This is a genomic window from Nonomuraea sp. MTCD27, assembly GCF_041950495.1.
Classification (GTDB): Bacteria; Actinomycetota; Actinomycetes; order Streptosporangiales; family Streptosporangiaceae; genus Nonomuraea.
Genome location: NZ_JBGNUW010000016.1, coordinates 94,611 through 119,466, shown reverse-complemented (window position 1 = coordinate 119,466; position 24,856 = coordinate 94,611). Strand labels below are relative to the sequence as shown.

Annotated in this window: 24 protein-coding genes, 1 tRNA gene and 1 pseudogene; 8 read left to right on the top strand and 18 right to left on the bottom strand. The window is 72.2% G+C overall.

Annotation, left to right across the window (positions count from 1 at the left end; genetic code table 11):
• Positions 1-405: 405 nt before the first annotated feature.
• From ACBJ59_RS39375 to ACBJ59_RS39350, 6 genes and pseudogenes are all read right to left on the bottom strand, one after another.
• Positions 406-1,610, bottom strand: a pseudogene (locus tag ACBJ59_RS39375) (DUF4192 domain-containing protein).
• A 207-nt stretch (positions 1,611-1,817) separates the two neighbouring features.
• Positions 1,818-2,552: an EI24 domain-containing protein gene (locus ACBJ59_RS39370; RefSeq protein WP_375115229.1), complete on the bottom strand. Its 735-nt coding sequence runs from the start codon at positions 2,550-2,552 to the stop codon at positions 1,818-1,820.
• A gap of 10 nt (positions 2,553-2,562) precedes the next feature.
• Entirely contained in the window at positions 2,563-3,144 is a 582-nt protein-coding gene (locus tag ACBJ59_RS39365) for a Maf family protein (RefSeq protein WP_375115228.1), read from the bottom strand.
• Between the two features lie 16 nt (positions 3,145-3,160).
• Positions 3,161-3,757 carry a DUF937 domain-containing protein gene (locus tag ACBJ59_RS39360; protein ID WP_375115227.1) on the bottom strand — a complete coding sequence of 199 codons (597 nt, stop codon included), beginning with the start codon at positions 3,755-3,757 and terminating at the stop codon, positions 3,161-3,163.
• A gap of 69 nt (positions 3,758-3,826) precedes the next feature.
• Positions 3,827-5,824 carry an ATP-dependent zinc metalloprotease FtsH gene (gene ftsH / locus ACBJ59_RS39355; protein ID WP_375115226.1) on the bottom strand — a complete coding sequence of 666 codons (1,998 nt, stop codon included), beginning with the start codon at positions 5,822-5,824 and terminating at the stop codon, positions 3,827-3,829.
• 38 nt (positions 5,825-5,862) lie between these two features.
• Positions 5,863-6,681, bottom strand: a complete 819-nt coding sequence (locus ACBJ59_RS39350) for a hypothetical protein (protein ID WP_375115225.1) — start codon at positions 6,679-6,681, stop codon at positions 5,863-5,865.
• Between the two features lie 170 nt (positions 6,682-6,851).
• Here ACBJ59_RS39350 and ACBJ59_RS39345 point away from each other — a divergent pair, with 170 nt between their 5' ends.
• Positions 6,852-7,820: a DUF3616 domain-containing protein gene (locus tag ACBJ59_RS39345; protein WP_375115224.1), complete on the top strand. Its 969-nt coding sequence runs from the start codon at positions 6,852-6,854 to the stop codon at positions 7,818-7,820.
• Here ACBJ59_RS39345 and ACBJ59_RS39340 read toward each other — a convergent pair.
• Entirely contained in the window at positions 7,810-8,481 is a 672-nt protein-coding gene (locus ACBJ59_RS39340; RefSeq protein ID WP_375115223.1) for a peptidyl-tRNA hydrolase, read from the bottom strand. The two genes, ACBJ59_RS39345 and ACBJ59_RS39340, sit on opposite strands and share 11 nt — an antisense overlap.
• Positions 8,478-9,746 (bottom strand): MFS transporter, encoded by a 1,269-nt coding sequence (locus ACBJ59_RS39335; RefSeq protein ID WP_375115222.1) that lies wholly within the window; start codon positions 9,744-9,746, stop codon positions 8,478-8,480. Before ACBJ59_RS39335 ends, ACBJ59_RS39340 begins: the two co-directional genes overlap by 4 nt.
• Positions 9,747-9,816: 70 nt before the next feature.
• Between ACBJ59_RS39335 and ACBJ59_RS39330 the strand changes: the two genes are divergently transcribed.
• Entirely contained in the window at positions 9,817-10,767 is a 951-nt protein-coding gene (locus ACBJ59_RS39330) for a GlxA family transcriptional regulator (RefSeq protein WP_375115221.1), read from the top strand.
• 83 nt (positions 10,768-10,850) lie between these two features.
• On the top strand, positions 10,851-11,672 hold the full coding sequence (locus tag ACBJ59_RS39325) for an SAM-dependent methyltransferase (protein WP_375115220.1): 822 nt from the start codon (positions 10,851-10,853) through the stop codon (positions 11,670-11,672).
• Between the two features lie 35 nt (positions 11,673-11,707).
• Here the strand turns inward: ACBJ59_RS39325 and ACBJ59_RS39320 are convergent, their stop codons facing one another.
• Genes ACBJ59_RS39320 through ACBJ59_RS39310 form a run of 3 tightly spaced genes read right to left on the bottom strand, consistent with a single transcriptional unit; the run spans position 11,708 to position 14,287 of the window.
• Positions 11,708-13,156 carry an FAD-dependent monooxygenase gene (locus ACBJ59_RS39320; protein WP_375115219.1) on the bottom strand — a complete coding sequence of 483 codons (1,449 nt, stop codon included), beginning with the start codon at positions 13,154-13,156 and terminating at the stop codon, positions 11,708-11,710.
• A complete protein-coding gene (locus tag ACBJ59_RS39315; RefSeq protein WP_375115218.1) occupies positions 13,144-13,791 on the bottom strand; it encodes a TetR/AcrR family transcriptional regulator in 648 nt (215 codons plus the stop codon). The genes ACBJ59_RS39320 and ACBJ59_RS39315 overlap by 13 nt, the downstream gene beginning before the upstream one ends.
• A gap of 46 nt (positions 13,792-13,837) precedes the next feature.
• The gene (locus ACBJ59_RS39310; RefSeq protein ID WP_375115217.1) at positions 13,838-14,287 is read right to left on the bottom strand and encodes a MarR family winged helix-turn-helix transcriptional regulator; all 450 of its coding nucleotides are present in this window, start codon (positions 14,285-14,287) and stop codon (positions 13,838-13,840) included.
• A gap of 82 nt (positions 14,288-14,369) precedes the next feature.
• Here ACBJ59_RS39310 and ACBJ59_RS39305 point away from each other — a divergent pair, with 82 nt between their 5' ends.
• From ACBJ59_RS39305 to ACBJ59_RS39290, 4 genes are all read left to right on the top strand, one after another.
• Positions 14,370-14,771, top strand: coding sequence for a hypothetical protein (locus tag ACBJ59_RS39305; protein ID WP_375115216.1), 402 nt, complete (start codon positions 14,370-14,372; stop codon positions 14,769-14,771).
• Between the two features lie 47 nt (positions 14,772-14,818).
• Positions 14,819-15,391 (top strand): CGNR zinc finger domain-containing protein, encoded by a 573-nt coding sequence (locus tag ACBJ59_RS39300; RefSeq protein WP_375115215.1) that lies wholly within the window; start codon positions 14,819-14,821, stop codon positions 15,389-15,391.
• An 84-nt stretch (positions 15,392-15,475) separates the two neighbouring features.
• On the top strand, positions 15,476-15,919 hold the full coding sequence (locus ACBJ59_RS39295; RefSeq protein ID WP_375115214.1) for a VOC family protein: 444 nt from the start codon (positions 15,476-15,478) through the stop codon (positions 15,917-15,919).
• On the top strand, positions 15,919-16,782 hold the full coding sequence (locus tag ACBJ59_RS39290; RefSeq protein ID WP_375115213.1) for a pyridoxamine 5'-phosphate oxidase family protein: 864 nt from the start codon (positions 15,919-15,921) through the stop codon (positions 16,780-16,782). The genes ACBJ59_RS39295 and ACBJ59_RS39290 overlap by 1 nt, the downstream gene beginning before the upstream one ends.
• 28 nt (positions 16,783-16,810) lie before the next feature.
• Here ACBJ59_RS39290 and ACBJ59_RS39285 read toward each other — a convergent pair whose 3' ends face one another.
• The 5 genes from ACBJ59_RS39285 to ACBJ59_RS39265 form a co-directional block, all read right to left on the bottom strand.
• Positions 16,811-17,695, bottom strand: a complete 885-nt coding sequence (locus ACBJ59_RS39285) for a GNAT family N-acetyltransferase (protein ID WP_375115212.1) — start codon at positions 17,693-17,695, stop codon at positions 16,811-16,813.
• A gap of 9 nt (positions 17,696-17,704) precedes the next feature.
• Complete coding sequence (locus tag ACBJ59_RS39280; RefSeq protein ID WP_375115211.1) at positions 17,705-17,956, bottom strand: hypothetical protein; 252 nt, start codon at positions 17,954-17,956, stop codon at positions 17,705-17,707.
• 75 nt (positions 17,957-18,031) lie between these two features.
• On the bottom strand, positions 18,032-19,516 hold the full coding sequence (locus ACBJ59_RS39275; RefSeq protein WP_375115210.1) for a hypothetical protein: 1,485 nt from the start codon (positions 19,514-19,516) through the stop codon (positions 18,032-18,034).
• 212 nt (positions 19,517-19,728) lie between these two features.
• A tRNA-Ala gene (locus ACBJ59_RS39270) sits at positions 19,729-19,801 on the bottom strand.
• A gap of 113 nt (positions 19,802-19,914) precedes the next feature.
• The gene (locus ACBJ59_RS39265; protein WP_375115209.1) at positions 19,915-21,375 is read right to left on the bottom strand and encodes a von Willebrand factor type A domain-containing protein; all 1,461 of its coding nucleotides are present in this window, start codon (positions 21,373-21,375) and stop codon (positions 19,915-19,917) included.
• 274 nt (positions 21,376-21,649) lie between these two features.
• Between ACBJ59_RS39265 and ACBJ59_RS39260 the strand changes: the two genes are divergently transcribed.
• Entirely contained in the window at positions 21,650-23,320 is a 1,671-nt protein-coding gene (locus tag ACBJ59_RS39260) for an asparagine synthase-related protein (protein ID WP_375115208.1), read from the top strand.
• Here the strand turns inward: ACBJ59_RS39260 and ACBJ59_RS39255 are convergent.
• Together ACBJ59_RS39255 and ACBJ59_RS39250 are read right to left on the bottom strand one after the other, a co-directional pair.
• Positions 23,289-23,819, bottom strand: coding sequence for an isoprenylcysteine carboxyl methyltransferase family protein (locus ACBJ59_RS39255; protein WP_375115207.1), 531 nt, complete (start codon positions 23,817-23,819; stop codon positions 23,289-23,291). The two genes, ACBJ59_RS39260 and ACBJ59_RS39255, sit on opposite strands and share 32 nt — an antisense overlap.
• Complete coding sequence (locus ACBJ59_RS39250) at positions 23,816-24,835, bottom strand: type III polyketide synthase (protein ID WP_375115206.1); 1,020 nt, start codon at positions 24,833-24,835, stop codon at positions 23,816-23,818. Before ACBJ59_RS39250 ends, ACBJ59_RS39255 begins: the two co-directional genes overlap by 4 nt.
• Positions 24,836-24,856 lie beyond the last annotated feature (21 nt).

Below are 24,856 nucleotides of genomic sequence, written 5' to 3'. Positions count from 1 at the left end.
TGGGCCGACCGGCCTGCTTGTCAAGACACACCACGGCTCTCGATCCCCTCGGCATGGCGCGCATGCATGCCGTCGGGCCCCTCCCCCACCGCACGGATGCACGCCACCGGGTCCCTCTGTACGGAACTCGTCCAGGACGTCGGCCCCATGCCCCCGGGTTCCCGTCCCAACAGCGTGCGGGGTGCGCGAAATGTTGGCCCGATGGCGTGCAGCTTCGTGGCTCGGGGTTGGGTTCCGACGGCGTGCGCCAGTGCGCGCCTCAGGGTCCCAACGGGGTTCGTATAGCTGTGCGGCGTGGGGAGAGCCCGCCGCCGTGCGTCATCGCGGCACGAGGGCAGTCGTGCGAGCTTGATCCAACCCTGGGCTCGGACATTCGGCCGAGAGGCGATGCGTGCGGGTTGGTGGCTATTCGAGGGTGGGAGGTAGGTCTTCCTCGTCGAGGAGGTTGACCAAGGGGAGCAGCCAGGCGGCGTTGGCGGGGCCCATGGTGGCGTCCAGCTCGGCGGGGGTCGGGAGGCGGTCGCGGAGGATGGCTGGGGAGAGGAGGTTCTGGAGGGCGTGCATGAGGAGGTTGGCCATCGAGTAGCCGGGATCGGTGGTGAGGGCGCGTTCGAGGGCGATGGTGGCCTGGACGCTGTTGCCCGCACGCCAGGCGGCCATGGCCAGCAGGGACGCCGCCGGGGGCATGAAACGGGGCTCCAGCCGGCGGGTCAGGTCTTTCCAGAGCAGGGAGTGGGATTCGTGCATGAGGGTCCACGCCTCGTCGCGGACCCTCATGATCGCTAGGTCCAGGCCCAGCCTCGCCACCGCCGCGTCGTCCAGGCGGCCGCCCTCGGCATGGGCCGCCAGCGCGGATCGCACCCTGGCCAGGCCGTCGGACACGAACCGGGTGGCGAAGGTGTCCAGGTCTGTGGCGGCCATGAGCTGGGCCCGGAACTCCGCGATCGCCTCGGCCGTGGCCCGGCGCATCGCCATCCGGACGGGGCCGGTGACGGGGGCGAGCGTGCGCTCCAGGGCCTCGCGATCCGGGAGGGCCACCAGGCCGCACACCGTCGCCTCGGCCGATATCTGGCTGGTGGACAGGTCGTACGGGGTGCCTTCCGCTGGACAGCATGTCGCCAGCCGGCAGACGTATGACCAGTAGCGGCCCTCATGCGCTCGCAGGGCCTCACCCACGTGAACCCCCGCCTTGGTCGCGAGCAGCCTGGCCTCGTCGGCCGCCGGGGTGACCAGCTCTCCGGGGCCGTAGCCGACGATGACGATCTCCGTGATGCCCTCGCGATCGAAGAGGGGGTCATGGGGTCGAGAGTGCCCGGCGGGAAGGGCAGGCTCCACCTGGCCACCATCTTCGCCTGACCGCGAGCCAGGCCGATGACGATGAGGCTGGCGGTGGGATGGAACCCGACGAGGTAGGGGACGGCGGCCAGGATGTCGGTCGGGCTGGTCAGGGTGAGGCAGGGCTGCGAGTCGAAGGCGGGGGAGGTGGATGGGGAGGGGGGGGGGGGGGGGGGGGGGGGGGGGGGGGGGGGGGCGGGTGGATACGGGAGAGGCGGGGGCGCCGGATCTGGGGCTGGGGATGGAGACGGAGCCGGCGTTCTGGACGGAGGCATAACCGGGGTTGGGGGTTGAGTGGTTGGTTGTCATGGGCCCATAGGGTGCCGGGCCTGGAGAGGGCCGTGCAGGGCCGAACCGGGTTCTGTGGAGGACGAGGTGTTGTCCACAGTCTTGCGCACGGGTAACAGGGCTGTGCGCTGCCTTGGGAGAGCGCGGGGGCAGGCTCGTCCGGACGATCCCCACGAATCCTCTGCCGCCAGGCGCTAGGAAACCGGGGCCAGACGAGTGCGTACGAGCAGTGCGGCGCCCGCCACCGCGGCCGGCATGGCGATGACGGCCACGAACGGCACCAGGAACAGGACGAACACCGCCACCCCGAACCCCAGCGCGCCCGCCTTGTTGGACCTCAGGAGGGCGAAGCGCTGCTTGCGGGCCATCCCGCGGCGCTCCAGGGCCAGCGTCGTGAGCTCCACCGTCAGGAAGAATCCGGACACGGCGGCGCCCAGGACCGGCACCACCGTCTGCCCCACCACCGGCACGAAACCCAGGATGAACAGCGGGATCGTGAACAGCAGCACGTAGAAGAGCGTCACCAGGCTGTCGCGGATCGAGCGCGGCAGCGTACGCCACCACGGCTGCTCCTCCGCGCCCTCCAGCGGGTCCACCGTGGCCGACAGCCTCTCGTAGAACGGCTCCCCGATCGCCAGCGTGAGCGCCGCGAACGTCAGCACCGCCAGCGCCAGCCCCCCGAGGAACAGCGCGATCCCCACCAGCGTGCGGAACGACTCCCGCCAGCTCCACGAATCCGCGAACGGCGTCAGGAACTCGGCCACGGACGACGCGTTCGTGCCGAGGAAGACCAGCGCCACCACGTAGACGGCGAACGCGATCAACGCCGGGATCAGACCGAACAACCACCACCGGGTGTTCTTGGCGACCCAGCTGAACCCCTGGAAGAAAAAGCCGACACCGGCCATGAAGTCGCGCACTGATCGCATGCCCGGCAGGCTAGCGCCAGAACGACGTGACCGCGTAGCCCAGTTCGGCGAACAGCTCGCGCAGCAGCGGGAGGGAGATGCCGAGCACGTTGCCGTGGTCGCCCTCGATGCCCTCCACGAACCAGCCGCCGCGCCCGTCGATGCTGAACGCCCCGGCCAGGCCGAGCGGCTCGCCGGTGGCGACGTAGGTGGCGATCTCCTCCTCCGACGGCTGGCCGAAGTGCACGACGGTGGTGGCCACCTCCGCCACCTGCCGGCCGGCGGTCACGTCGATCACGCAGTGGCCGGTGACGAGGCGGCCGGTGCGGCCGCGCATCAGCCGCCACCGCTCCAGGGCCTCCTCGGCCGTGCCGGGCTTGCCGTAGGGACGTCCGTCGAGCTCCAGGATCGAGTCGCAGCCGATGACCAGCCCCTCTTCGAGCCCCTCCGCGACCGCCTCGGCCTTGGCCCTGGCCAGCACCAGGCTGAGCGCGGCGGGCGAGTGGGCGGAGAAGGCGTCCTCGTCGACGCCGCTGACGATCACCTTCGGGTCGAGCCCGGCGCTGCGCAGGAGGGCCAGGCGGGCGGAGGAGGCAGAGGCCAGAACGATCACCGGCCTAGCCTACCGGTCACCAGTCGGGGTTCGACGTCCCCGGAGCGACCTCCCGCTCCGTCCGGTACGGCTCGTACGGGCTGCTCTGCCGCGGCACGGCCCCGCCGAAGATGTTGCCCAGCATCCCCCCGAGCAGCTCGCCCAGCCCGCCGGGGATCGACGACTGCTCGCGGTTGAGGTCGTCGGCCACGGCCCCGGCGTCCATGTCCCGGCTGGCGGCCCGGTTGGCCAGCAGCGACATGATCATCGGGGCGATCAGGGGCAGCAGCTTCATGATGGTCCCGGAGTTGACCCCGGCCAGCTGCGAGAGCTCTGCCGCGGCCTGCTCGGTCCCCTGGCCGCCCAGTACGTGACCGAGGATGCTGTGCCCGTCACGGGTCAGCGAGGCCACGTCGCCGTTGAACGGGTCGGCGTCCATGTGGTCGTCCAGCGCCCCGCGCAGGGCGTCGGCGCCGTCCGGGTGTTCGGCGTTGCGGGCCATGCCGCCGACGATGGTGCCCGCCACGGCCTCGACGACCTTGCGGGCCGTGAGGGTGTCCGTGCCGAGCATCCCGGCGATCTGTTCCAGTCCTGAGTCTCCGAGCCCGGCGAGAAGCTCGTCATTCAGTGTCACGACGGTCCCCCGATCAGTGTGTCTCGGGTGACCTGCCCTCGCCGGGCCAGGGCGAACGTCCGGATTGTCCTAATTATCGGAAAAGGTCACCGCAGGGCCGCCCCCAGGAGCGGAGGCCGCCACGCCGTTCTCGGAGGCCCCGGCGACGGCCGGGCGGACCTCCGCGGCTGCCGTCCGGGACAGGCCCGCGGCCGCGTACGCGCCGGCCTCGTCGAGCGTCTCGTGCTCCAGCAGGGCCCCGACGATCCCGTCCAGCTTGTCGCGGTTGTCGGTGAGGATCTGGATCGCGCGCTCGTAGCACTCGTCCACGATCCGCCGCGCCTCCTCGTCCACCATCGCGAGCGTGACAGGCGAGGCCTGCGGCGACTGGCCGTCGTTGGGCAGGATGGTCAGCGGGCCGACCTTCTCCGACATGCCCCACCGGCCGACCATGCCACGGGCGATCATGGTGACCTGTTCGAGGTCGTTCTCGGCGCCGGTGGTGATGACGCCGTACACGACCTGCTCGGCCGCCATGCCGCCGAGCGCGCCGGTGATGCGTCCGCGGAGATACTGCTCGTCGTAGGCGTAGCGGTCGGTGTCGGGGGTGGAGAGCGTGACGCCGAGCGCCCGGCCGCGCGGGATGATCGAGATCTTCCTGACCGGGTCGGCGCCCGGCTGGAGCATGCCGAGCAGCGCGTGACCGGCCTCGTGGAAGGCGGTCCTGGTGCGCTCCTCCTCCGGCATGACGATGCTGCGGGCCGCGCCGAGCTGCAGCTTCTCCAGCGCATCGGCGAAGTCGGCCATCGTGACCTTGTCCTTGCCGCGCTTGGCGGCCAGCAGGGCGGCCTCGTTGACCAGGTTGGCCAGGTCGGCGCCGGTCATGCCGGGCGTGGTCTTGGCGAGCTGGTCGAGCACGACCGCGCCGTCGAGCGGCACGCTGCGCGTGTGCACGCCCAGGATGGCCGTGCGGCCGGCCGCGTCGGGCAGGCCCACCTGCACCGTACGGTCGAAGCGCCCGGGACGCAGCAGCGCCGGGTCGAGGATCTCGGGACGGTTCGTGGCCCCGATGACGATCACGCCCTCGGCGCCGGAGAAGCCGTCCATCTCGGTGAGGATCTGGTTGAGCGTCTGCTCGCGCTCGTCGTGGCCGCCGATGCCGCCGGCCCCGCCGCGGGCCCGGCCGATGGCGTCGATCTCGTCGATGAAGACGATCGACGGCGCCACCTTCCGCGCCTCCTCGAACAGGTCCCGCACGCGCGAGGCGCCCACGCCGACGATCATCTCGATGAACTCGGAGGCGCTGGCCGAGAAGTACGGCACCTTGGCCTCGCCCGCGACCGCCCTGGCCAGCAGCGTCTTACCGGTGCCGGGAGGGCCGGCCAGCAGCACGCCCTTGGGCAGCTTGGCGCCCAGCCTGCGGTATTTGTCGGGGTCCTTGAGGTAGTCGACGATCTCGACGAGCTCGTTCTCGACCTCGTCGATGCCCGCGACGTCCTCGAACGTGACGCGCACCTGCCCGGCCTCGACCGGCTTGGCCGCCTTGGACTTGCCCAGCCCGCCCAGGCCGCCGCCCATCATGCTGGCGCCGCGCCGCATGATCCAGATCCACAGACCGGCTAGCAGCAGCACGGGCAGCAGCGACAGCATCAGGTTGGAGAAGAAGCCGCGCGTGATGGGCTTGGAGGTGATCTCGACCTGCCCGGTGGAGAGCTGCTGGTCGAGCTGGTCGGTGTTGGCGAAGGCCGGGATCTCGGTGGCGAACCTCGTGTAGGAGGCGCCGCCCTCGGGGTTCTTCGCCGCCGACCGCAGGTCGCCCTCGACCGACAGGCCCTCGGCGTAGATGTCCTTGACGTTCTTGGAGTTCACCTGGTTGGTGAACTCGGTGTACGAGATCGTCTCGACGGATCCGCTGTCGACGAACGACGAGACCACGAAGAAGCCCGCGTACACCACGAGCAGGGTGACGACGAAGCGCCACCAATTGATCTTGGGCCGGCCTCCGGGTGTGCCTGGCAGGCCCTCCGAGCGCCAGGGCGGCTTGCCCTTGCCCTTGTCCTGAGCCTGCGGCGGTCCAGAGCGTTCCACGGCGTCAACTCCCCCACATCGCCGCATTCATGATCTTTCTAGCCTAGAACACGCACCCCTGAGGCCACGCGGCCGATGTCACGCCACTGCTTGCGCTGCGAGTCTGGCACTGTGACGAACGCAAGTCCGGGCTTGCTCATTCCCCCGTCCATGACCACGACGGCCGCCCGCGAGGCGTGCTCGCCGTACGTGACGCGGTAGGCGAGCATCCAGCCGCCCTTGACCGGCTGCGAGGCCAGCCAGGTGATCCGGGAGCCCTTGGGGTGGTGGTTGAGCGTCCAGCGGGCGGCCAGCAGCGCCGTGTCGCGCGGGGATTTCTGCTCCATGATCGGCAGCGGGCAGGTGACGAACATGCCGCGCAGGCTCGTGCCGCGCTGCTTGGGCAGCACCTGCTTGGTGGTGAACGGCGCCGCCCCGTACGACTTCCACGGCCCCGGCAGCCGCGGCACGGCCAGGCCGCTGCGCGTGTCCTTGACGAACCGCCGGCCGGGCGAGGCCAGGGGCATGCGCTTGACCCCGCCGGTGAGCTTGGGGACGCGCGGGTCGGCGTACAGGGCCTCCATGGCCGTGTAGCCGGGCGCGAGCGACGAGCCGGGGCTCGGCGTCACGCGCTGCCCCGGGGCGGCGCTGGAGGCGGGGCCAGAAGACGGCCCGGAAGACGGCCCGGAAGATGGCAGGGGAGAGGACTGCGCCGGACTGGGCGACGGTGCTGGGCCGGACGAGGGCGGTGCGGCCGGCGGCGCGGTTACCGGCCCCGCCATCACCTCGTCCGGCTCCGACGGGAGCACCAGGACCACGGCCACGGCGACGGCCGCGACGGCGGCCACCACGGCCAGCCCCCGATACACCACCCGCATGCGCAGATCGCCTATGCGGGAGCGCCTGGGCGGAGAAGCGGGGACCCCGGGCTTCGCAGCGGTTCTCACTCGGGAACCCTTGATCTCATCTTCCCCATCGAGCACGACGGGAGCGTACGACAAATCACGCCATTGCGCTTATGAAGCAACCGAAGTGCAATCATGACGATGTGGAACAGGTTGAGCTGCGATTCGACCACGCCTCGCAAGCGTCACAAACGCACACAAACCTCTCAGCGATCCGGCAGAGCTCAACGGGCCTGTGGATCGCCGGCGACGAGACCGCGACCTTCGAACACCTCACATGGACGGGCGACCACTACGGCGCCCAGCGCACGTTCCGGCTCGACGACTACGTCACCCTCCCGGCCGGCCCCGAGGACGAGGCCGACATCGAGGGCATGGCCCGGGCGAACGGCTACCTCTGGCTGGTCGGCTCGCACGGCCTCAAGCGCAAGAAGGTCAAGTCCAAGGACCCGGAGAAGGCCGCCGAGCGGCTGGCCACGGTCATCAGGGAGGAGAACCGCTTCATCCTCGCGCGCCTCCCCCTGAGCCACGACACCGAGGTGCCGGGGCCTGGCTCGATCCTGGCGGGGTCGAACAACCTGACCGCCCACCTCAAGGACGACCCGCACCTGGGGCCGTTCCTGGCGCTGCCGGGCAAGGACAACGGCTTCGACGTCGAGGGCATCGCGGTCACGCCGGACCGCGTCTACCTGGGGTTGCGCGGTCCCGTGCTGCGGGGCTGGGCGGTGGTGCTGGAGCTGCGGATCGAGGACGCGGGCAAGGGGCGGCTGCGGCTGCGGGAGCCGTACCGCAAGCACTTCCTGGACCTGGGCGGGCTCGGCGTGCGGGACATGTGCCCGGACGGCGACTCGCTGATGCTGCTCGCCGGGCCGACCATGGACCTCGACGGGCCGGTACGCGTGCTGCGCTGGCGGGTCGGCCGGAAACGGCCGGGCATCGTCCCGGCGGACGAGCTGGAGGCCGTGGTGGAGCTGCCGTACGGCGTGGGCTGCGACCACCCGGAGGGGCTGGCGCGGCTGGCGGACGGCCGGCTCATGATCGTCTACGACAGCCCGTCGCCGGCCCGGATCACCCCGGCCGGCGGCGTGCTGGCGGACGTGTTCACGATCTAGCGACGCGCCCGCGGAGCCAGGGGGCGTCGGCGACGAACGTGCACGAGCCCGGCTCGATCTCGGTGAACCCCGCGTCGCGGACCACGGGCAGCCCGGAGGCGGCCATGGCGTCGAAGTCACCCCGCGCGATGGCCGTGCGGACGGACACCGCCAGGCCCCGCTCGCGCCAGGCCGCCCGCTCCTCCGCGTCGCTGGCCCACCAGGCGAGCTGGGCGGCGTGCCCGGCCTGGGCCATGGCCTTGCCGGCGGACATCTCCAGCGCCGGGTTCGCCCACAGCACCGGCGGCTCGGCCGGCCCGGGACCGGCGGTGTCGGTCAGCTCGGTGCCCGACACCTGCAGCCGGGCCAGGTCGCGCGGCCAGTCGTCGAGCGGCACGGGCGGGTGCACGCGCACCTCGGCCGTACGGTGCTCGACCGTGCGGCCCGGCAGCGCGAGCGCCCTGCTCCACTCGGCGCCCCTGGCCCGGCGCACGACCTTGCGGATCTTCCCGGTGGACTGCCAGGCGTGCAGCTCGGCGGCCCACTCCCCCGGGTCGTCCAGCAGGCTCAGCACGGCCATGGCGGCCGCCTCCAGGGCGTCGGTGCGCTCAGGAGGAGTGGCCCGCTCGATCCTGACGACCAGCGGCAGGACGTACAGCTCTGTGTTCGGTTCCGGGTTCATCGCCCTCTAGCATGCCCGATGGCCAGGGACATGCCGGCGGCGAGGAGGCAGAGGGCGCCGGCGCCGTACCAGGCCAGGTCGTAGGCGCCCAGGTGGTCGCGGGTGAGGCCGGCGCCGACGGCGGCGATCGCCGCGCCGACCTGGTGGGAGCCGAACACCCAGCCGAACACCACGGCTCCGTCGGCGCCGTAGATCCGGCGGCACAGCGCCACCGTGGGCGGCACGGTCGCCACCCAGTCCAGGCCGTAGAACACGATGAAGATCAGCATGCTGGGCTCGGTCGTGGCCGCGAACAGGCTGGGCAGCACCATCAGCGACAGCCCGCGCAGCCCGTAGTAGACGCCGAGCAGCACCTTCGGGTCGATCTTGTCGCTGAGCCAGCCGGAGGCGATCGTGCCCGCGATGTCGAAGATGCCGATGACCGCCAGCAGGCCTGCCGCGACGGGCTCGGCCATGCCGTGGTCGTGGGCGGCGGGGATGAAGTGGGTGCCCACCAGGCCGTTCGTGCTCGCGCCGCAGATCGCGAACCCGCCCGCGAGGAGCCAGAACGGCCGCGTCCTGGCCGCCGCGGCGAGCACGGAGACGGCTCTGACGGCCGCGTTGACCTTGCCCTGCGGCGCGGGGCGCGGCGCCTCCGGGTCGGCGCCGAGCGCCGTCGTGCCCACGTCCTCGGGCCGGTCGCGCAGCAGCCACCACACGAACGGCACCACGGCCAGCGCCGCCGCGGCCACGGTCAGCGACGCGAAGCGCCACCCCGGCCCCACGGCGAGCTGGGCGAGCACGGGCAGGAAGACGAGCTGCCCGGTGGCGCCGGCCGCCGTGAGCACGCCGGTGACCAGGCCGCGGTGGCGGACGAACCAGCGGTCCACCACGGTCGCGGCGAACACCAGCGCCATCGACCCGGTGCCGAGCCCCACCAGCACGCCCCAGAACAGCAGCAGCTGCCAGCTCGCCGTCATCAGCACGGTGAGCCCGCTGCCCGCGGCGATCAGCAGGAGCGCGATGGCGACCACGCGGCGCATGCCGAAGCGGTCCATCAGGGCGGCGGCGAAGGGGGCCGTCAGTCCGTAGAGCACCAGGTTGATCGACACGGCCAGCGAGATCGTGCCGGCCGACCAGCCGAACTCCTCCCGCAACGGGGTGATGAGCACGCCGGGGGTGGCGCGGAAGCCGGCGGCGCCGAGGATCGCCACGAAGGCGACGGCCGCGACGAACCAGGCCCGGTGCAGTCGGCGGCGGGCAGGGGCGGTGGTGCTCGCTGTCATGCGCCAATACTGATTTATCCCCTTACATGGTTCGAGTGGCCGGATAGCCAATATGTGAAAGAATCTGGCCATGACCCATCGGATCGCGGTCGTCGTGCTCGACCACTTCGCCCCGCTCGACCTCGGGGTGCCCGGGCAGGTGTTCTGGGCGGCGGAGACACCGGCGGGCGAGAAGCTGTACGAGGTGGTGACCTGTTCGGAGGGGCGGGCGCCGGTGCGGTGCAGCGCGGGCTACAGCGTGCTGCCCGACCACGACCTCGACGTGCTCGACACGGCCGACACCGTCCTGGTGCCCGGCATCCACGCGGGCCGCGCGCTGAAGGACGGCACGATCTCGGACACGCTGTCCGCGGCCCTGCAGGGGCGGCCCAGGACGATGTCGATCTGCACGGGCTCGTTCGTGCTGGCGGCGGCGGGCCTGCTCGACGACCGCCCGGCCACCACGCACTGGCGCGAGGCGGCCCGCTTCTCCCGCCTGTTCCCGCAGGTCAAGCTGGATCCCGACGTGCTGTTCCTGGACGACGGAGACGTGCTGACCTCGGCGGGCGTGGCGGCGGGTCTGGACCTGTGCCTGCACGTGGTCAGGCGCGACCACGGCAGCGAGGTGGCCAACCGCACGGCCAGGCGCTGCGTCATGCCGCCGTGGCGGGAGGGCGGCCAGGCCCAGTACATCGACCGGCCCCTCCCGTACGGCACCGGCGGCGGCACGGCGGCCACCCGCGACTGGATGCTCGCCCACCTCGACGCCCCGCTCGACCTGAACGCGCTGGCCGAGCACGCCAGGATGAGCGTGCGCACGTTCACCAGGCGCTTCCGCGAGGAGACCGGCGTGAGCCCGGCCAGGTGGCTCACCGGGCAGCGGGTGCAGCACGCCAGGCACCTGCTGGAGACGACGGACCTGGGCGTGGAGGAGGTGGCCAGGCGCTCGGGCTTCGGCACGGCGGTCTCGCTGCGCCAGCACCTGCACGCGGCCGTCGGCGTGCCGCCGCTGGCCTACCGGCACACCTTCCGGCGCGCCTGATCGGCCGCTCGTCGCAGGGTTTGCGGCAATTGCTCCCTTTCCGCCTAGAATCCGGAGAAGAGGATCAAGGAAAGGGTCGTCACATGGCCGAGGCGGACCACTTACCCGCCGGGATCAACCCGCACGTGCCCAGCGTCGCCCGCATGTACGACTACTACCTCGGCGGCCGGGACAACTTCGCCGCGGACCGCGAGGCGGCCGAGAAGATGATCGAGCTCGGCCGGCGGATGGGCAACGACGCCCGGCAGATCGCCCTGGCCAACCGCGGCTTCCTCGGCCGCGCCGTACGCATGCTGGCCGAGGCGGGCGTGCGCCAGTTCGTCGACATCGGCGCCGGGCTGCCCACCCAGGACAACGTGCACCAGGTCGCCCGGCGGCACGTCGCCGGCTCCCGCGTCGTCTACGTGGACAACGACCCCATGGCGCTCGCCCACGCCCGCGCGCTGCTGGCCAGGGAGCCGGACGTGATCGCGCTGGAGGGCGACCTGAGGGACCCGGACGCGATCCTGGACGACCCGCTCGTCACGGGACACCTCGACCTCCACGAGCCGTACGCGGTGCTCATGGTCGCCGTCCTGCACTTCGTCCCCGACGACGCCGAGGCCGCCCGCATCGCCGCCCGCGTCCGGGAGCGCCTGCGCCCGGGCTGCCACCTGGTGCTCTCCCACCTGTACGCGGGCAACGCCACCGACGACGAGACCCGCGCGGGCCAGCAGGTCTATTCGGGCACCACCTCGGGCGGCCTGGCCCGCCGGGACCGCGCCGGCATCACCGCCTACTTCGACGGCCTGGAACTGCTCGGCCCCGGCGTCGTGCCGGTCGCCGACTGGACCCCGGATGCCTCCCCCGACGGGGCGTACGACTTCGTCAAGTCGGGCATCCTCGCGGGGGTCGGCCGCGTCTGACCTCCGTGCCTGACCTCCGTGCCTGACCTCCGTGCCTACGCGGCCTCCAGGGTCTCGCCGAACCAGGTCTCCAGGGCCTCGTCCAGGGTCTCGTCCGGGGTGCCCGCCCAGGCCACGTAGCCGTCGGGCCGCACCAGCACGGCGTCCGGCCCGCCGGATGGCACGACGTCGACGCGCCCGTGGCGTACGCGCAGGCCGCCCGTCGCGTCGAGTAGCACCGGACGGGCCCGGGCCGCCGCACCGGCGGGCAGCTCGGGCAGGAACCGGCCGACCAGCGGGTGCGGCGGCGCGGGCATCGGGTAGGCCACGTCCGACCCGGCCAGCAGGGAGGCGATGCGGCGCCGCGCGCCCGGGTCGCCCAGCAGCTCGCCGAACACCTCGCGCAGCGCCGTGACCGCGGAGCCGGGCGCGGCCAGCGCCAGCTGGGCCTGGGTGTGCATGGCGACCCGCCCGGCGGCCGGGCGGCGCTCGGCGTCGTAGGTGTCCAGTAGCCCTGGCGGCGCCCAGCCGTGCACCTCGGCGGCCAGCTTCCAGGCCAGGTTGGCGGCGTCTTGCAGGCCCAGGTTGAGGCCGGGCGCGCCCATGGCCGAGTGGACGTGCGCGGCGTCGCCGGCCACGAACACGCGGCCCTCGCGGTAGCGGTCGGCCACCCGGGTGTTGCGGCCGTTCAGCCGCCTGAGCAGGTGCGGGCCGGGGCCGGTGGGCTCGGCCAGCGGCACGTCCGCGCCGAGCACGCGGGCCAGGCTCCCCCGCAGCTCCGCGACGGTCATCGGCACGTCCTCGCCGGGCGCTTCGGCGTCCCACTCCATCGCCGCCACCATGAGCAGGCCCGGCCCGGCCGGCAGCATCGCGTACGCGCCGCGCTCGGTCCTGTGCCACGTCCACAGCCCGAACGTGCCCGCCCCCGGCACCTCCAGCTCGGCCCGCTCGGGCCGGATCACCGCGCCCGGCACGGTGACGTGGGCGGTGCGGCTGACGACGTCGGCGGCGCTGACGCCGGGAAAGCCGATGCCGGCCAGCTTCCTGACCGCGCTGTGCGCGCCGTCGCAGCCGACCAGGTAGCGGGTGCGCAGCTCGTAGGGCCCGTCCGGCCCCGCCAGTCGCAGCGTCACGCCCGCGTCGTCCTGGGCGAGACCGGCCAGCTCGTGCCCGCGCCTGATCCGCACGCCGAGCTCGGTCGCGCGCGTCTCCAGCAGCTCCTCCAGGGCGGGCTGGCTGATCCCCATCCCGTGGAGCGGGTTGTCGTCGAGCCCGGCCAGGTCCAGCGGCATCGCGCCGAACACGAACCCGGGCATCGGCGCCTCCTGGTCGGTGAGGCCGCGCAGGCGCAGCAGCCTGACGACCTGGCCGATGATCCCGTTGGCCTTGGGTTGGTCGCTGCGCCGCGGCAGGCGCTCGACGACGGTGGGGCGGACCCCGGCCAGGCTCAGCTCGCAGGCCAGCATCAGCCCGTTGGGGCCACCGCCGGCGATCACGACGTCCATGAGGTCTCTCCTTGTTGCGAAGGGGGTCCGGAAGGGGCGGGCAGGCCCGCGGCCAGCGCGCGCAGCGAGTCGCGCAGCAGCGGCACGAGCGGGACCGGAGGGTCGGCCCGCAGCCAGTGGCCGACCGCCGCCTGCACGGTGGCGGTCACCGCGGCGGCGACCAGGTGGGGGTAGAGGTCGCGGGCGGGGTCGGTGCCGGTGCGCTCGGCCACGGCCGCGGCCAGCTCGCCGTCGGCCGCGAACGCCACCCGCAGCGACTCCGCCCGCAGCGCGGGCTCGTCGCTCAGCATCCGGATGCTCGCCAGCAGCTCGGCGGACGGGGCGGTGTCGGCGGTGCCCGCGTGCTGCTCCCACGGGAGCACCATGGCCTCGGTCAGGGCCTCCCAGAAGGGCTCGCCGGGCGGCCGGGCGCGCAGCGCGGTCACGGCTCCCAGCACGCGGTCGGTGTGGCGGGCGGTGATCGCCTCGTACTTGCTGGCGAAGTAGTTGTTGTACGTCCTCGCCGAGACCCCGGCCGCGGCCGCGATGTCCTCGACGCGCACGTTCTCCAGCCCTCGTTCCAGAGCCAGCCGGAGGGCGGCCGTCATCAGCGCCTCGCGCGTGGCCTGCTTCTTCCGCTCTCTCAGTCCGCTCATGCCGCGAGCCTATCGCAAATATTTGCGTGATGCGAAAATTTTCTGGTCACGCACAATCTGGGTCGTGGGCGGCGTACAGGCGGGCGACCATGTTGTTCAGCAGCGAGCGCTCGATGGGCGTCAGCGGGCCGAGGAAGGCGGCCTCGGCCTCCGCCATGTGGGCCAGCGCGGCCGCCACGACGCGGGCGCCCTCGTCGGTCACCGTGATCAGGTATTTGCGCCGGTCGGCGGTGTTGCGGACGCGGCGTACGTACTGGAGCTCCTCCAGTTTGTTGATCACGACGGTCATCGTGGTGCGGTCCATGCGCGAGACGGCGGTGAGGTCGCGCTGGGACCTGGCGGCGTCGTGCGCGTAGGTCAGCACGCGCAGCTCCTTGCCGGTGATGGACCAGCGGGCGAGCTCCTCCTCGATGCGCTGCCGCGCGAAGTCGCCGATGCGCACCAGCATGTAGCCGGTGGCCGTGGAAATCCGCTCAGCCGCGCCGCGCTCGCTCATGCCGTCCAATGTAGAACCCTTGAGCTTCCGGAAAGTCGTCAGCTATGCTGACGGTTATCGTCACTCGCCAGGAGGCTCTCCCATGTCGCTGCCCGTCCGTGCCGAACCCGCCCTGCGCGTGTTACTCGCGCTGATCGGCGCCATCACCACGCTCCCCGTCCTCGCCCTGGTGAACGTGGGCATCCTCGACTGGAACTACGGGGTGGCCGACCCGGCCCCGATGACGCAGGCACTGCTGCAGCACCGCGGCATGCTGCAACTGCTGCTCGGGGCCGCCATCATGTGGGCCGCCTTCCACCCGCCCGTGCGCCTGCCGGCGGCGCTGGCCGCCGTGGCGGGCAAGACCACGTTCCTGGCGCTGATCCTGCCCAACGCGGCCATTCGGGGCGACCTGTCGCCGCTCAGCGTCTGGTTCGACCTGTTCTGCATCGTGGTGCTGGGACTGCTGGCCGCCCGCCTCCTCACCCGGCCGAGAGAGGCGTGATCCGGCGTCTCACGGGTGCAGGTGCTGTTCGGCGTTAGATTGAGGAGATGTCCTACCTGATCCTGGAATTCGTCAGCACGATCAGGGCCGACCGGTCCGGCCCGGTCGACCACCTGTCGGGCGTGGACGGCATGACGGCCTGGGTCCGCGAGCACGCGGCCGGCCTGGGCCTGGACCCGGGCTTCACGGCCACGGAGGAGTTGTGGCAGGAGACCGTACGCCTGCGCCAGGCCGTACGCGCCCTGTTCGCCAGGGCCGTGAGCCCCGACCCGCCGAGCCGGGCGGACGCGCCGGACCTGCCCCCGTTCGAGAAGGCGCTGGCCCTGGTCAACGCCACCGCCCTGGCCGCGCCCACGGCCCCGCAACTGTCCTGGAACGGCGCGCCGGCCCTCACCACGACCCCCGCCGCCGGGGCGGACGAGTCCGCACTCCTGCGCGGCCGGCTCGCCACGGCGGCGGTGGAGTTCCTGGCGAGCCCGGACCGGAGCCTGCTGCGCACGTGCCAGGCCCCGCGCTGCGTGCTCTATTTCGTCAAGGAACACCCACGTCAGGAGTGGTGCTCGACGGCCTGCGGCAACCGCGCCCGGGCGGCCAGGCACTACCGGGAACACAAAAAATGACCTCTTCTAACGCCAAAAGCCGAGATTTGCCGTTATAGTTCTTCTAATGGCAAGCCAGTCAGGCAAGCGTTAGAGGAGTGTGGGATGTCCTTCCAGACCGGGCACATCGGGCTCAACGTCACCGATCTCGACAAGTCCAAGGAGTTCTACGGGCGCGTCTTCGGGTTCACGGTGGCGGGCGAGTCCCAGGAGGACGGGCGGCGCTACGCGTTCCTGGCGCAGGACGGCACGCTCGTGCTGACGCTGTGGCAGCAGAGCGAGGGCCGCTTCGCCACCGCCCGGCCGGGGCTGCACCACCTGTCGTTCCAGGTGGCGGACCTCGACGCGGTGCGGCGCGCGGAGACGGTGATCAAGGAGCTGGGCGCGACCCTCCACCACGGCGGCATCGTGCCGCATCGCGAGGGGGCTTCCTCGGGCGGCGTGTTCTTCGAGGACCCCGACGGCATCCGGCTGGAGATCTTCGCTCCCGACGGCGGCGGAGACCGGCCCGCGCCCACCTCTGACGCGCCGACCTGCGGGTTCTTCTAATGGGAAGGCATCCGGGAGAGGTCGCCGTGCAGCGGCGGGCGGGGGTGCGGCTGGAGGACCACGGCAGCGCCCGTGCCCGGGCGGAGATCCCCGAGGTGGCGGCCGGGTTCCTGCGGAACCAGCGGATGATCGTGGCCGGCGCCGCCGACGACCTCGGGCGGCTCTGGGCGGGCTTGCTCACCGGGCCCGCCGGGTTCGCCGCTCCGGAGGACGACCGCACGCTCGTGCTGCACGCCCTGCCCGCGGCCGGCGACCCGCTGCACGGGCTGTTCGCGGCGGAGCGGGACGTGGGCCTGCTGGCCATCGAGCCGCACACGCGGCGCAGGATGCGCGTGAACGGCACCGCCGTACGCGCGGGGGACTCCCTCGTGGTCTGGACCGAGCAGGTCTACGCCAACTGCCCGAAATACATCCAGACCCGCGAGCCCATCGCCGAGCCCGGCACGCCCGCCGTTCTCGGCCGGGGCGACTCCCCCGGGCGGCGGCACCTGGACTGGATCGCGGCGGCGGACACGTTCTTCATCGCCACCCGCGCCCAGGGCTTCGGCGCGGACGTGTCGCACCGGGGCGGCAACCCCGGCTTCGTCCGCGTCACCGGCCCGCGCTCGCTGGAGTTCGCCGACTACCCGGGCAACGGCATGTACATGACCCTGGGCAACCTGGAGCTCGACCCGGCGGCCGGGCTGCTGTTCCCCGACTGGGAGCGTGGCGAGACGCTGCAGCTCACCGGCCGGGCCCGGGTGGAGTGGGGGGAGGACCGGCCGGTGGTGCGGTTCGACGTCGACGAGTACGTCCACCTCGCCGGCACCCTGCCCGCCGGATGGACCGCCCCCGGATACCACCGCTTCAATCCACCCGTGTGAGGAGGCGGCTCGGACGTCCACCGTGGGGTCACAGCCGCTTCTCGAACCAGTGGTGGGCGTAGGGCTCGTCGTTGAACGCCGCGACCTCCGCGTAGCCGGAGGCCCGGTAGAGGGCGATCGCCTCGGTGAGCGCGCGGTTCGTCTCCAGCCGCAGCGTGCGGGCGCCGTGCCCGGCCGCGCGCGCCTCGGCCTCGGCGAGCAGCCGGCGACCCAGCCCCAGCCCGCGGGTCGCCGGGTCGACCCACATCCGCTTGATCTCGGCCGTGGCGTCGCCGGGGTGCAGCTTCAGCGCCACGCAGCCCACCGGCTCGGCGTGCAGCGTGGCGACCAGCAGCATCCCGGCGGGCGGCCGCAACTCCTCGTCGCCCGCCGGGATGCTGCGCTCCGGGTCGAAGCCGCCGTCGAAGCGGCGGGCCAGCTCGGCGACGTACGCGCGGATGCAGTGCCGGGCGGCGGGACGGCTCGGGTCGAGCGCGTCGATCGCGACCATGGAGGCCGCCAGCAGGCGCTCGACCTCGCCCATCGCGGCCACCAGGCGCTCGCGGCAGTCGGCGGGGAGCGGCTGGAGGATCGCGGCGGCCGCCTCGTCGGAGCGCCGGTCGAGCTCCTCCCGCTCGGCCAGCCCGGCCGGGGTGAGCCGGGCCGTGCGCACCCTGCCGTCGGGGCCGCTCCCCTCGACCACGACGAGCCCGTCGGCCTCCAGGGAGCGCAGCAGCCTGCTCATGTAGCCGGAGTCGAGGTCGAGCCGGGCCCGCAGGGCGCGGATCTCGCTGCCCTCCGGCCCGATCTCCCAGAGCACCCGGGACTGGCCGAGAGGCCGGTCCCGGGCCAGGAACCTGTCGTTGAGCGCGCCGATCCGCTGCGTCACGGTCCGCTGGAAGCGGCGCACCTGCCTTATCGCCGTGCCGTCCATTCTCTGACTTTAGTCAGAGAATGCCGCCCACGTGAAGGGGTCGGCGATCGGGACCGCGCTGTAGTCCTCGCCCGCGACCGGATGAATTTCCTCCCAGCGCACCCAGCGCGCTTCCAGCGTCGTCGGCGGCCACAGCAGGTATCCCCACCGCGCCCCCTGGGCGTCGTCGCCCCAGGCGAGCAGGTAGCGGGCCGCGCCGTCGCGGATCGCGTGCTCCACGATGGGCGGCCTCCAGATCTCGGGCAGTTCCACAGGAGTCATGATCCCAGTGTACGAACTCCAGTTCGAGATTACCATCAGGCGGGCGCCGGCGGCAGGCCCTGAGGGGCCGGGGGCTCATTTCAGGCCGGTGACGAACGTCCTGGCCAGCTTGGTCAGGGCCCGTTCCGCGGCGGCGGGGTCGAGGACCGGCTCCTGGTAGCCGTCGGCGCCGACGACGCCACCCCCGGCCGTCGTGCCCCTGAAGGTGAAATCGACCGTCCGGTCGCCGATCAGCACCTTGACCAGGATCTCCCGCATGGGCTTGTCGTCCGGCTTGTCCGGCCTGGTGGCCGAGGAGAGCACGACGAACGCCTGCTCGCCGAGTCCGGAGAGCTGCCGGCGGGGCTCGTAGTCCGTGTGGGTGGTGGTGTCGCCGATGCCGCCCTTGGCGCGGTAGCGGTCGAATTTCGCGGCCTCCCGGTCGAACTGGAACTTCGCCCCGGACTCGCCGCCGCCCCAGTCGACCAGGTGGACGCGCAGCTCGCCACCCCTGGCGGTGAACTCCTGGCCGGGCTCGTGCGCGACCTCCTCGCTGATCCGCCAGGTGCAGGTGGTGTGCTTGATGCGGCCGTCGCTCCCGCCGACCGACGGGCCCTCGGCGGTGCGGAAGAGCGCCGACTCGACGTTCGCGGCCGTGAGGATCGCGCACGGCCCGTCGAGCCTGACCTTGCCGGCGGCCTTGGCCATCTCCGCGGTGACCCGCTCGGCGACCTTCCCGGCCGCGGCCCGGACCTCGTCGCCGGAGGGGTACTTGGCGCCGGTGCGGTTGCTGCCGCCGTACTCGACCTGGATCAGCCAGGGCCCCTGGCGGACGAACACGGCGGCCTTGAGCCCGCTGTGCCCGATCGAGCTCTGGCTGTAGGACGCGTCGCCGTGGTCGAGCTCCTTGAGCTCGCCGAAGGCCGAGCCGGAGGTCCTGCCGTCGGTCCGCTTGCCGTCGCGGACGTTGACCCGCCGCTCGTGGCCCTTCCTGTCCGCCTCGAACCGGTCCTTGGCGTGGTCGAGCGCGCTGCCGCCATCCGGGCTCCGGGCCGCGACCGCGATGGTCAGGCTGCGATGGCCCAGGACGCCGCCGCCGACGTCCATCTTGCTGTTGTGCCACGCGCAGGCGGCCCGCTTCTCGGTCTCGGTGGCGGCCGGCGTGGACGCCTGCCTCCCGCCGTACCGGCCGTCGGTGACCAGGCTCTTGCGGAGGGCGTCCGGAACGGCTGAGCAGAGCTGGTCGCCGGTGACCGGCCGCAGTTTCACGGGCTTGGCCGACGGCGACGGCGACGTGACCGTTCTGCGCCGCTCCCCCGTCGAGCTCGCCGGGGGTTCGGGCTGCCTGCTCTGGAGGAAGAACCAGATCCCCGCCGCACCGGCGGCGAGCAGCACGACGGCGGCCACGGCCACCACGGCGATCAGCGGCCCCTTCGAGCCCCCGCCACCACGCCGGGGCGGCGGCCGGTGCCCGCCCGCGTGCCTGCCCTGCCCTCCGGGCGGCGGAAAGCCACCTCCATGCGGCCCCGGCGCCCCGGGCGGCGGGAAGCCGCCCGGGTGCGCGCCCGCTGCCCCGGCCATGCCGAACCCCTGCGGCGGCCAGGCTGGCGCGGGCCCCGATGAGGGCGGGTACGGGGTGGACATCGGCAACCTTTCGGAGAAGCGGTTGCGAGCCTACGGACGACCGGTGCGCGAGCGTGTCAGGCGAACACCCGACAATGCGGCGTCACGGCGCCCCGCACATGCGAAAAGGGCCGCCCCCGGATGACGGGAACGGCCCTCTTTCACACCTGTGGAGCTATGGGGATTCGAACCCCAGACCTCCTCCATGCCATGGAGGCGCGCTACCAACTGCGCCATAGCCCCTTGTTTCGTGTACGAGTGTAGCCGACTTCGCGACCCCCGATGCACACTCGCGAATCGCCCGAAGCCCCACAGGGCGGCTCGACCGGCCAGGCCCGGCCGAGCCGCCCCGCGGGTCACCCGACCGACTTGGCCCGTTCGATGAGCGTGGCCAGCTCCGACACCATCGGGTCCTCGGCGGCGGAGGCCAGCCGGGAGGCGTGCTCGCCCAGCGTGGGCAGGTCCAGCCCGAACGCCTCGCGGTCGCGCATGTACACCGCGAACGCCGCCACCACGACGTCCACCTGCAGCCGGATCGGTGCCTTGTCCCAGACGGAGGCGGCCAGGTCGCCGGACTGCAGCGAGCCGCTGACCTCCGACGCGCCCCTGGTGTCGGGGTCCTGCCAGCGCACGGTGGCCTGGGCGAGCTGGCCGTTGGCGCCGGGCTTCAGCTTGATCGAGTACAGGGCGGTGACGGAGTGGCCGGGGCCGATCTCGCCGCCGTCGCGGCTGTCGTCCCGGAACTCCTCCGTGGTCAGGGCGCGGTTCTCGTACCCGATGAGCCGGTAGCTCTCCACCACCGCCGGGTTGAAGACGACCTGTGCCTTGGCGTCGCGTGCCCGCAGCTCGATGTTGGCGGGCAGCTGCGTGGCGAAGACCTTGGCGGCCTCCTCCTCGCTGCTGATGTACACGGCCATGCCGTCGCCGTTGTCGGCGAGCTGCTCCATCAGCTCGTCGCCGTACTCGCGGCCGACGCCCACCGTGAGCAGCGTGACCTGCTTGCCCGCGTACTCCTTGACCCGGTCCAGGAGGGCCTGCCACTGCGTGCTGCCCTGGTTGGCCAGGCCGTCGGAGAGCACGATGACCCGGTTCGTGGCGGCGGGGCGGAACGACTGGGAAGCCTGCTGGTAGCCGGTGACCAGCCCGGCCTCCAGGTTCGTGCCACCGGCGATGGTGAGCTGGTCGATCGCGTGGCTCAGCTCGTTCCGGGCGGTCAGCGGGGTCATCGAGGCCAGCACCGTGGCCTGGTCGGAGAAGGACACGATCGAGACCTGGTCGCCGGGTGCGAGCTGGGTGAGCAGTTTCTGCAGCGCCGCCTTGACCAGGTCGAGCCGGCCGGCCTCGGCCATCGAGCCGGACACGTCCACCACGAACGTGAGGTTGGCGGGCCGCCGCTCGGCCGCGTCGGACGCGCGGGTCTGCAGGCCCACGCGCATGACGGCCTCGTCGCCCGACGGCAGCTTCGCGCCGTCGACGTGCACGGCGAAGCCGTCGTCCGGGGGCTGCGGGTAGTCCTGCCGGAAGGCGTTGACCCACTCCTCCGGGCGGATCTCGCCGGGCTCGGGCCAGCGGCCCTCCTGAAGGGTACGGCGGGCGTAGCCGTACGAGGCGGTGTCCACGTCGAGGGCGAACGTGGAGATCTGCGCCGTCGTCGTATCCCGCTCGCTCTCGTCCTGGTCCTTGCCCTCGGCGTCGGCCTGGGCCGGCTTGGATGATTTCCGGGGAACGGCGGGTTGCTCGTTCTGACTTGACAGGGGTGCTTTCTGACCGCTCGTGGCGCTTTCGCCGCCGCTGCTGCCGCCGCCGCAGGCCGCCAATCCGAGAAGGGCTATAAGCCCGACACCGACCGCCAAGAGACGAAATTTCATCTCAACCACCTCCGAGTCGTACGACGGAAGCCGGTTCGCGATGGCCTGGCCGGTGACTCAAGCGAGCGCAAACCGCGATCTACGCGTGATCGGTTGTGACAAATGAGGTAGTTGAGGTAGGCATGTCGGGGTGCGCGTCTATTTGGGCATAGCCGCAAAGCGGCAGGACATTTCCGCCCATGTCCTAAACAGAGTTCGATCCGTTATCGAACTGGCCTTTCCCGTGCCGCCCGACGTCATTCGCGGCCGCGAATGGCACGGCCGGGGCGTCTCGCTGTTCGCGTGGACCAACGAGCCCGACGACTCGCGGCAGCCGCCACTGATCTCCGAGCACGACGGCCGGATCCTCGGGCTGAACGGCCACCTGGCCGACCCGTCCGACGTGACCAGGCTCCCCGACGACTCCGTGGGCGGCTGCTTCTCGGCCTGGATCGCCCGCGACGGCGAGCTGACCGCGAGCACCGCGATCAACCGGGTCTGCCCCGTCTTCTACGCCGAGACGCCCGAGCTGCACGTGGTCGGCAGCCGCGCCCTGCTGGTGCACCTGGCGGCCCGGCCGGACGACCGGGTGGAGCACGACGTGCTCGCCCTCCAGACGATGGTCAGGCAGGGGTTCTTCCTGTCGGACGAGACGCCGTACAAGGGGGTCTCGGCGCTGCGGCCCAGCTCGCGGCTCGTCGTGCGGGACGGCGTGCGCGCCATCACCGAGACCCCGCTGCCGGAGGCGGCGCCCGCCCCCACGTCGGCGCGGCGCAAGCGGGCGGCGATCGGCGAGCTGGCCGACGCGCTGCTGGCCACCGTGGCCCCGCTGCGCGAGCTGGACGAGCCGGTGAACCTGGCGCTGACCGGCGGGCGGGACACCCGCATCCTGGCGGCGCTGCTGCACGCGGCGCGGGTGCCGTTCCGGGTGACGACGAACGGCCTGGACACGCATCCCGACGTGATCATCGCGCGGCGCATCGCGGCCCGGCTGGGGGTGGAGCACACGGTCATCGCCCCGCCGCAGACCGCCGCGAAGGACGCGGTGCTGGTGGAGCACCCGCTCAGCCGGGCCTGGGAGACGCTGCGCACGTGCGAGGGGATGACCTCGGCGTACGAGTCGATCGTGAGTTACCTCCCCTACTCCGGCAAGCCCACCATGTCGGGGCAGAGTGGCGAGACGCTGCGCGCGGGCAGCCTGAACCTGCTCCAGACCGACCTGAGCGACAAGGCGCTGCTGCGGCGCATCGACAACACCTTCCGCAAGGACGAGAAGCTGTTCACCACCGAGGCGAACGAGCACGCGCGCGAGCTCGCCCGGCCGTGGCGGGCCCGGCCGAACCGGCTGGAGGCGCTGGACCACATCTACATCTGGTACAAGGTCGGCCGCTGGCAGGCCAGCGCGCGGGCGGGCGCGCTGCGGCGCGGCGACCCCGTACGGCCGTTCCTGGACAACCGCGTGGTACGGGCGGCGCTGAGCCTGGACCAGGGCTGGCGCCTCTCCGAAGAGGTGATTTATGCCCTTATTTTGCGATTCGCCCCGAAGCTGCGGGACGTCCCGATCGAGGGGAAACCGTGGCGGTTCGCCGAGGGCATGACCCGGCCCTTCTGGCGCCGGCGCCTGCCCGAGCACATGCCTACCGCGAAGACCGGAGGCGGGTGGAGCTGGCGCACCAGCCCCGGCCCCGCGCTCACGGACGTGCTGCGCGAGCAGGTGCTCGGCAGCCTCGACGCCCTCGCCCCCATCGTGCACCCGGACCAGGTACGCGCCCTCTTCGCCGACCCCGTGGTCCAGAAGCCCGCCCTGGCCTGGCACCTCTACACGGTCAGCACGCTGCTGACCGGCCTCCACCCGGGAAAGCCGCCGGAGGGCCTGACGGAGATCACGGTCTCCCGGCCGGATCCGGCCCGATGAGCGCCAGGGCCCGATCCTCCACGCGGATCCGCACGGCGAGTAGCACCGCGTTCGCCACGGTGAAGACCAGCGCGGTCAGCCAGGCCGTGTGGACGAGCGGCAGCGCGATCCCCTCGGCCACCACGGCCACGTAGTTGGGGTGCCGCAACCACCGGTACGGCCCCCGCCGCACCAGCGGCATCCCCGGCACCACCACGACGCGCGTGTTCCACTGCCGGCCCAGCGTCGCCACGCACCACCAGCGCAGCCCCTGGGCCAGCGCGACGACGGCGAGCATGGGCCAGCCGAGCGCGGGCACGAAGGGGCGGCCGAGCAGCCAGACCTCGGCCGGCGCGGCGACCAGGAGCGCCACGTGGGCCAGGACGATCCAGGGATAGTGCCGCCTGCCGTACTCGACGCCGCCCCGGGACCTGGCCCAGGCCAGGTTGCGCCGGGCCACGACGAGTTCGGCCAGCCGTTCGAGGACGACCAGCCCGATCAGCAGCGCGTACGCCGTCACCAGTGCAGCAGCAGCAACTCGGCGGAGAACCCCGGCCCCAGCGCCATCATCACGGCCGGAGTGCCGGGCCGGCCGCGGGTCTCCTGGAGCACGTGGAGCACCGAGACCGACGACAGGTTGCCGTACTCGCGCAGCGAGCGCCAGGTCACGTCCAGGGCCTTGGGCGCCAGGCCGAGCGTCTCCACGATCTTGGCGATGACCTTGGGCCCGCCGGGATGGCACACCCAGGTGGCCACCTGATCGGGCGTCAGGCCGTAGTCCGCCAGGAACGCCTTGATGTCGGCCGCCAGTACCTCCTCCACGAAATGGGTCAGGTCCGCGTCCAGCACGATGCGGAACCCGTGGTCGCCCACGTCCCAGCCCATGAGGTGCTCGGTGCCGGGGTAGAGCCTGCTGCGGGTCGCGACGACCTCGGGGCCGTGCCCGCGTCCGGTCGCCACGACGGCCGCCGCGCCGTCGCCGAACAGCCCGCTGGCCACCAGGTTCGCGATCGAGGTGTCGTCGCGCTGGATCGTCAGCGAGCACAGCTCCACGCAGACCAGCACGGCGACGTGGTCGGGCCAGCCGCGCAGGTAGTCGTGCAGGCGAGAGAGCCCGGCCGCGCCCGCCGCGCAACCCAGGCCGAACACCGGCACCCGTTTCACGTCGGGCCGCAGCCCCATCCGCTGGGCCAGCTTGGCGTCCAGCGAGGGCGTGGCCAGGCCGGTGGTCGAGCAGAACAGCAGGTGGTCGACCTTCTCCGGGGGCACGTCCGCCTTGCGCAGCGCGCCCCGCAAGGCCTGCTCGCCGAGCTCGAGCGCCTGCTCGACGTAGGCGTCGTTGGCTCTGGCGAAGGAGTCGAGCTTGGCGTAGTCGGCCAGTGGCAGCGCCAGGTTACGGCCCTCCACCCCGGTGGCCGCGTGGAATCGTCTGAGCAGTTCCTCGTCGCACTCGGTCAGCCGGGAGAACGCCTCGGTGATCTCCGCCTGCTCGTAGCGGTGATCGGGCAAAACGGTCTGTACTCCCGAAATGTGCATATATCTCCTCTGCCGCTGAAA

Coding starts and splice junctions, on each gene's coding strand:
- ACBJ59_RS39285 (WP_375115212.1), bottom strand. CDS start 17,695: ATGGACGGCACGGCGATAAGGCAGGTGCGCCGCTTCCAGCGGACCGTG.
- ACBJ59_RS39275 (WP_375115210.1), bottom strand. CDS start 19,516: ATGGCCGGGGCAGCGGGCGCGCACCCGGGCGGCTTCCCGCCGCCCGGG.
- ACBJ59_RS39295 (WP_375115214.1), top strand. CDS start 15,476: ATGTCCTTCCAGACCGGGCACATCGGGCTCAACGTCACCGATCTCGAC.
- ACBJ59_RS39335 (WP_375115222.1), bottom strand. CDS start 9,746: ATGACAGCGAGCACCACCGCCCCTGCCCGCCGCCGACTGCACCGGGCC.
- ACBJ59_RS39325 (WP_375115220.1), top strand. CDS start 10,851: ATGGCCGAGGCGGACCACTTACCCGCCGGGATCAACCCGCACGTGCCC.
- ACBJ59_RS39370 (WP_375115229.1), bottom strand. CDS start 2,552: ATGCGATCAGTGCGCGACTTCATGGCCGGTGTCGGCTTTTTCTTCCAG.
- ACBJ59_RS39300 (WP_375115215.1), top strand. CDS start 14,819: ATGTCCTACCTGATCCTGGAATTCGTCAGCACGATCAGGGCCGACCGG.
- ACBJ59_RS39315 (WP_375115218.1), bottom strand. CDS start 13,791: ATGAGCGGACTGAGAGAGCGGAAGAAGCAGGCCACGCGCGAGGCGCTG.
- ACBJ59_RS39320 (WP_375115219.1), bottom strand. CDS start 13,156: ATGGACGTCGTGATCGCCGGCGGTGGCCCCAACGGGCTGATGCTGGCC.
- ACBJ59_RS39330 (WP_375115221.1), top strand. CDS start 9,817: ATGACCCATCGGATCGCGGTCGTCGTGCTCGACCACTTCGCCCCGCTC.
- ACBJ59_RS39340 (WP_375115223.1), bottom strand. CDS start 8,481: ATGAACCCGGAACCGAACACAGAGCTGTACGTCCTGCCGCTGGTCGTC.
- ACBJ59_RS39305 (WP_375115216.1), top strand. CDS start 14,370: ATGTCGCTGCCCGTCCGTGCCGAACCCGCCCTGCGCGTGTTACTCGCG.
- ACBJ59_RS39290 (WP_375115213.1), top strand. CDS start 15,919: ATGGGAAGGCATCCGGGAGAGGTCGCCGTGCAGCGGCGGGCGGGGGTG.
- ACBJ59_RS39280 (WP_375115211.1), bottom strand. CDS start 17,956: ATGACTCCTGTGGAACTGCCCGAGATCTGGAGGCCGCCCATCGTGGAG.
- ACBJ59_RS39350 (WP_375115225.1), bottom strand. CDS start 6,681: ATGCGGGTGGTGTATCGGGGGCTGGCCGTGGTGGCCGCCGTCGCGGCC.
- ACBJ59_RS39250 (WP_375115206.1), bottom strand. CDS start 24,835: ATGCACATTTCGGGAGTACAGACCGTTTTGCCCGATCACCGCTACGAG.
- ACBJ59_RS39310 (WP_375115217.1), bottom strand. CDS start 14,287: ATGAGCGAGCGCGGCGCGGCTGAGCGGATTTCCACGGCCACCGGCTAC.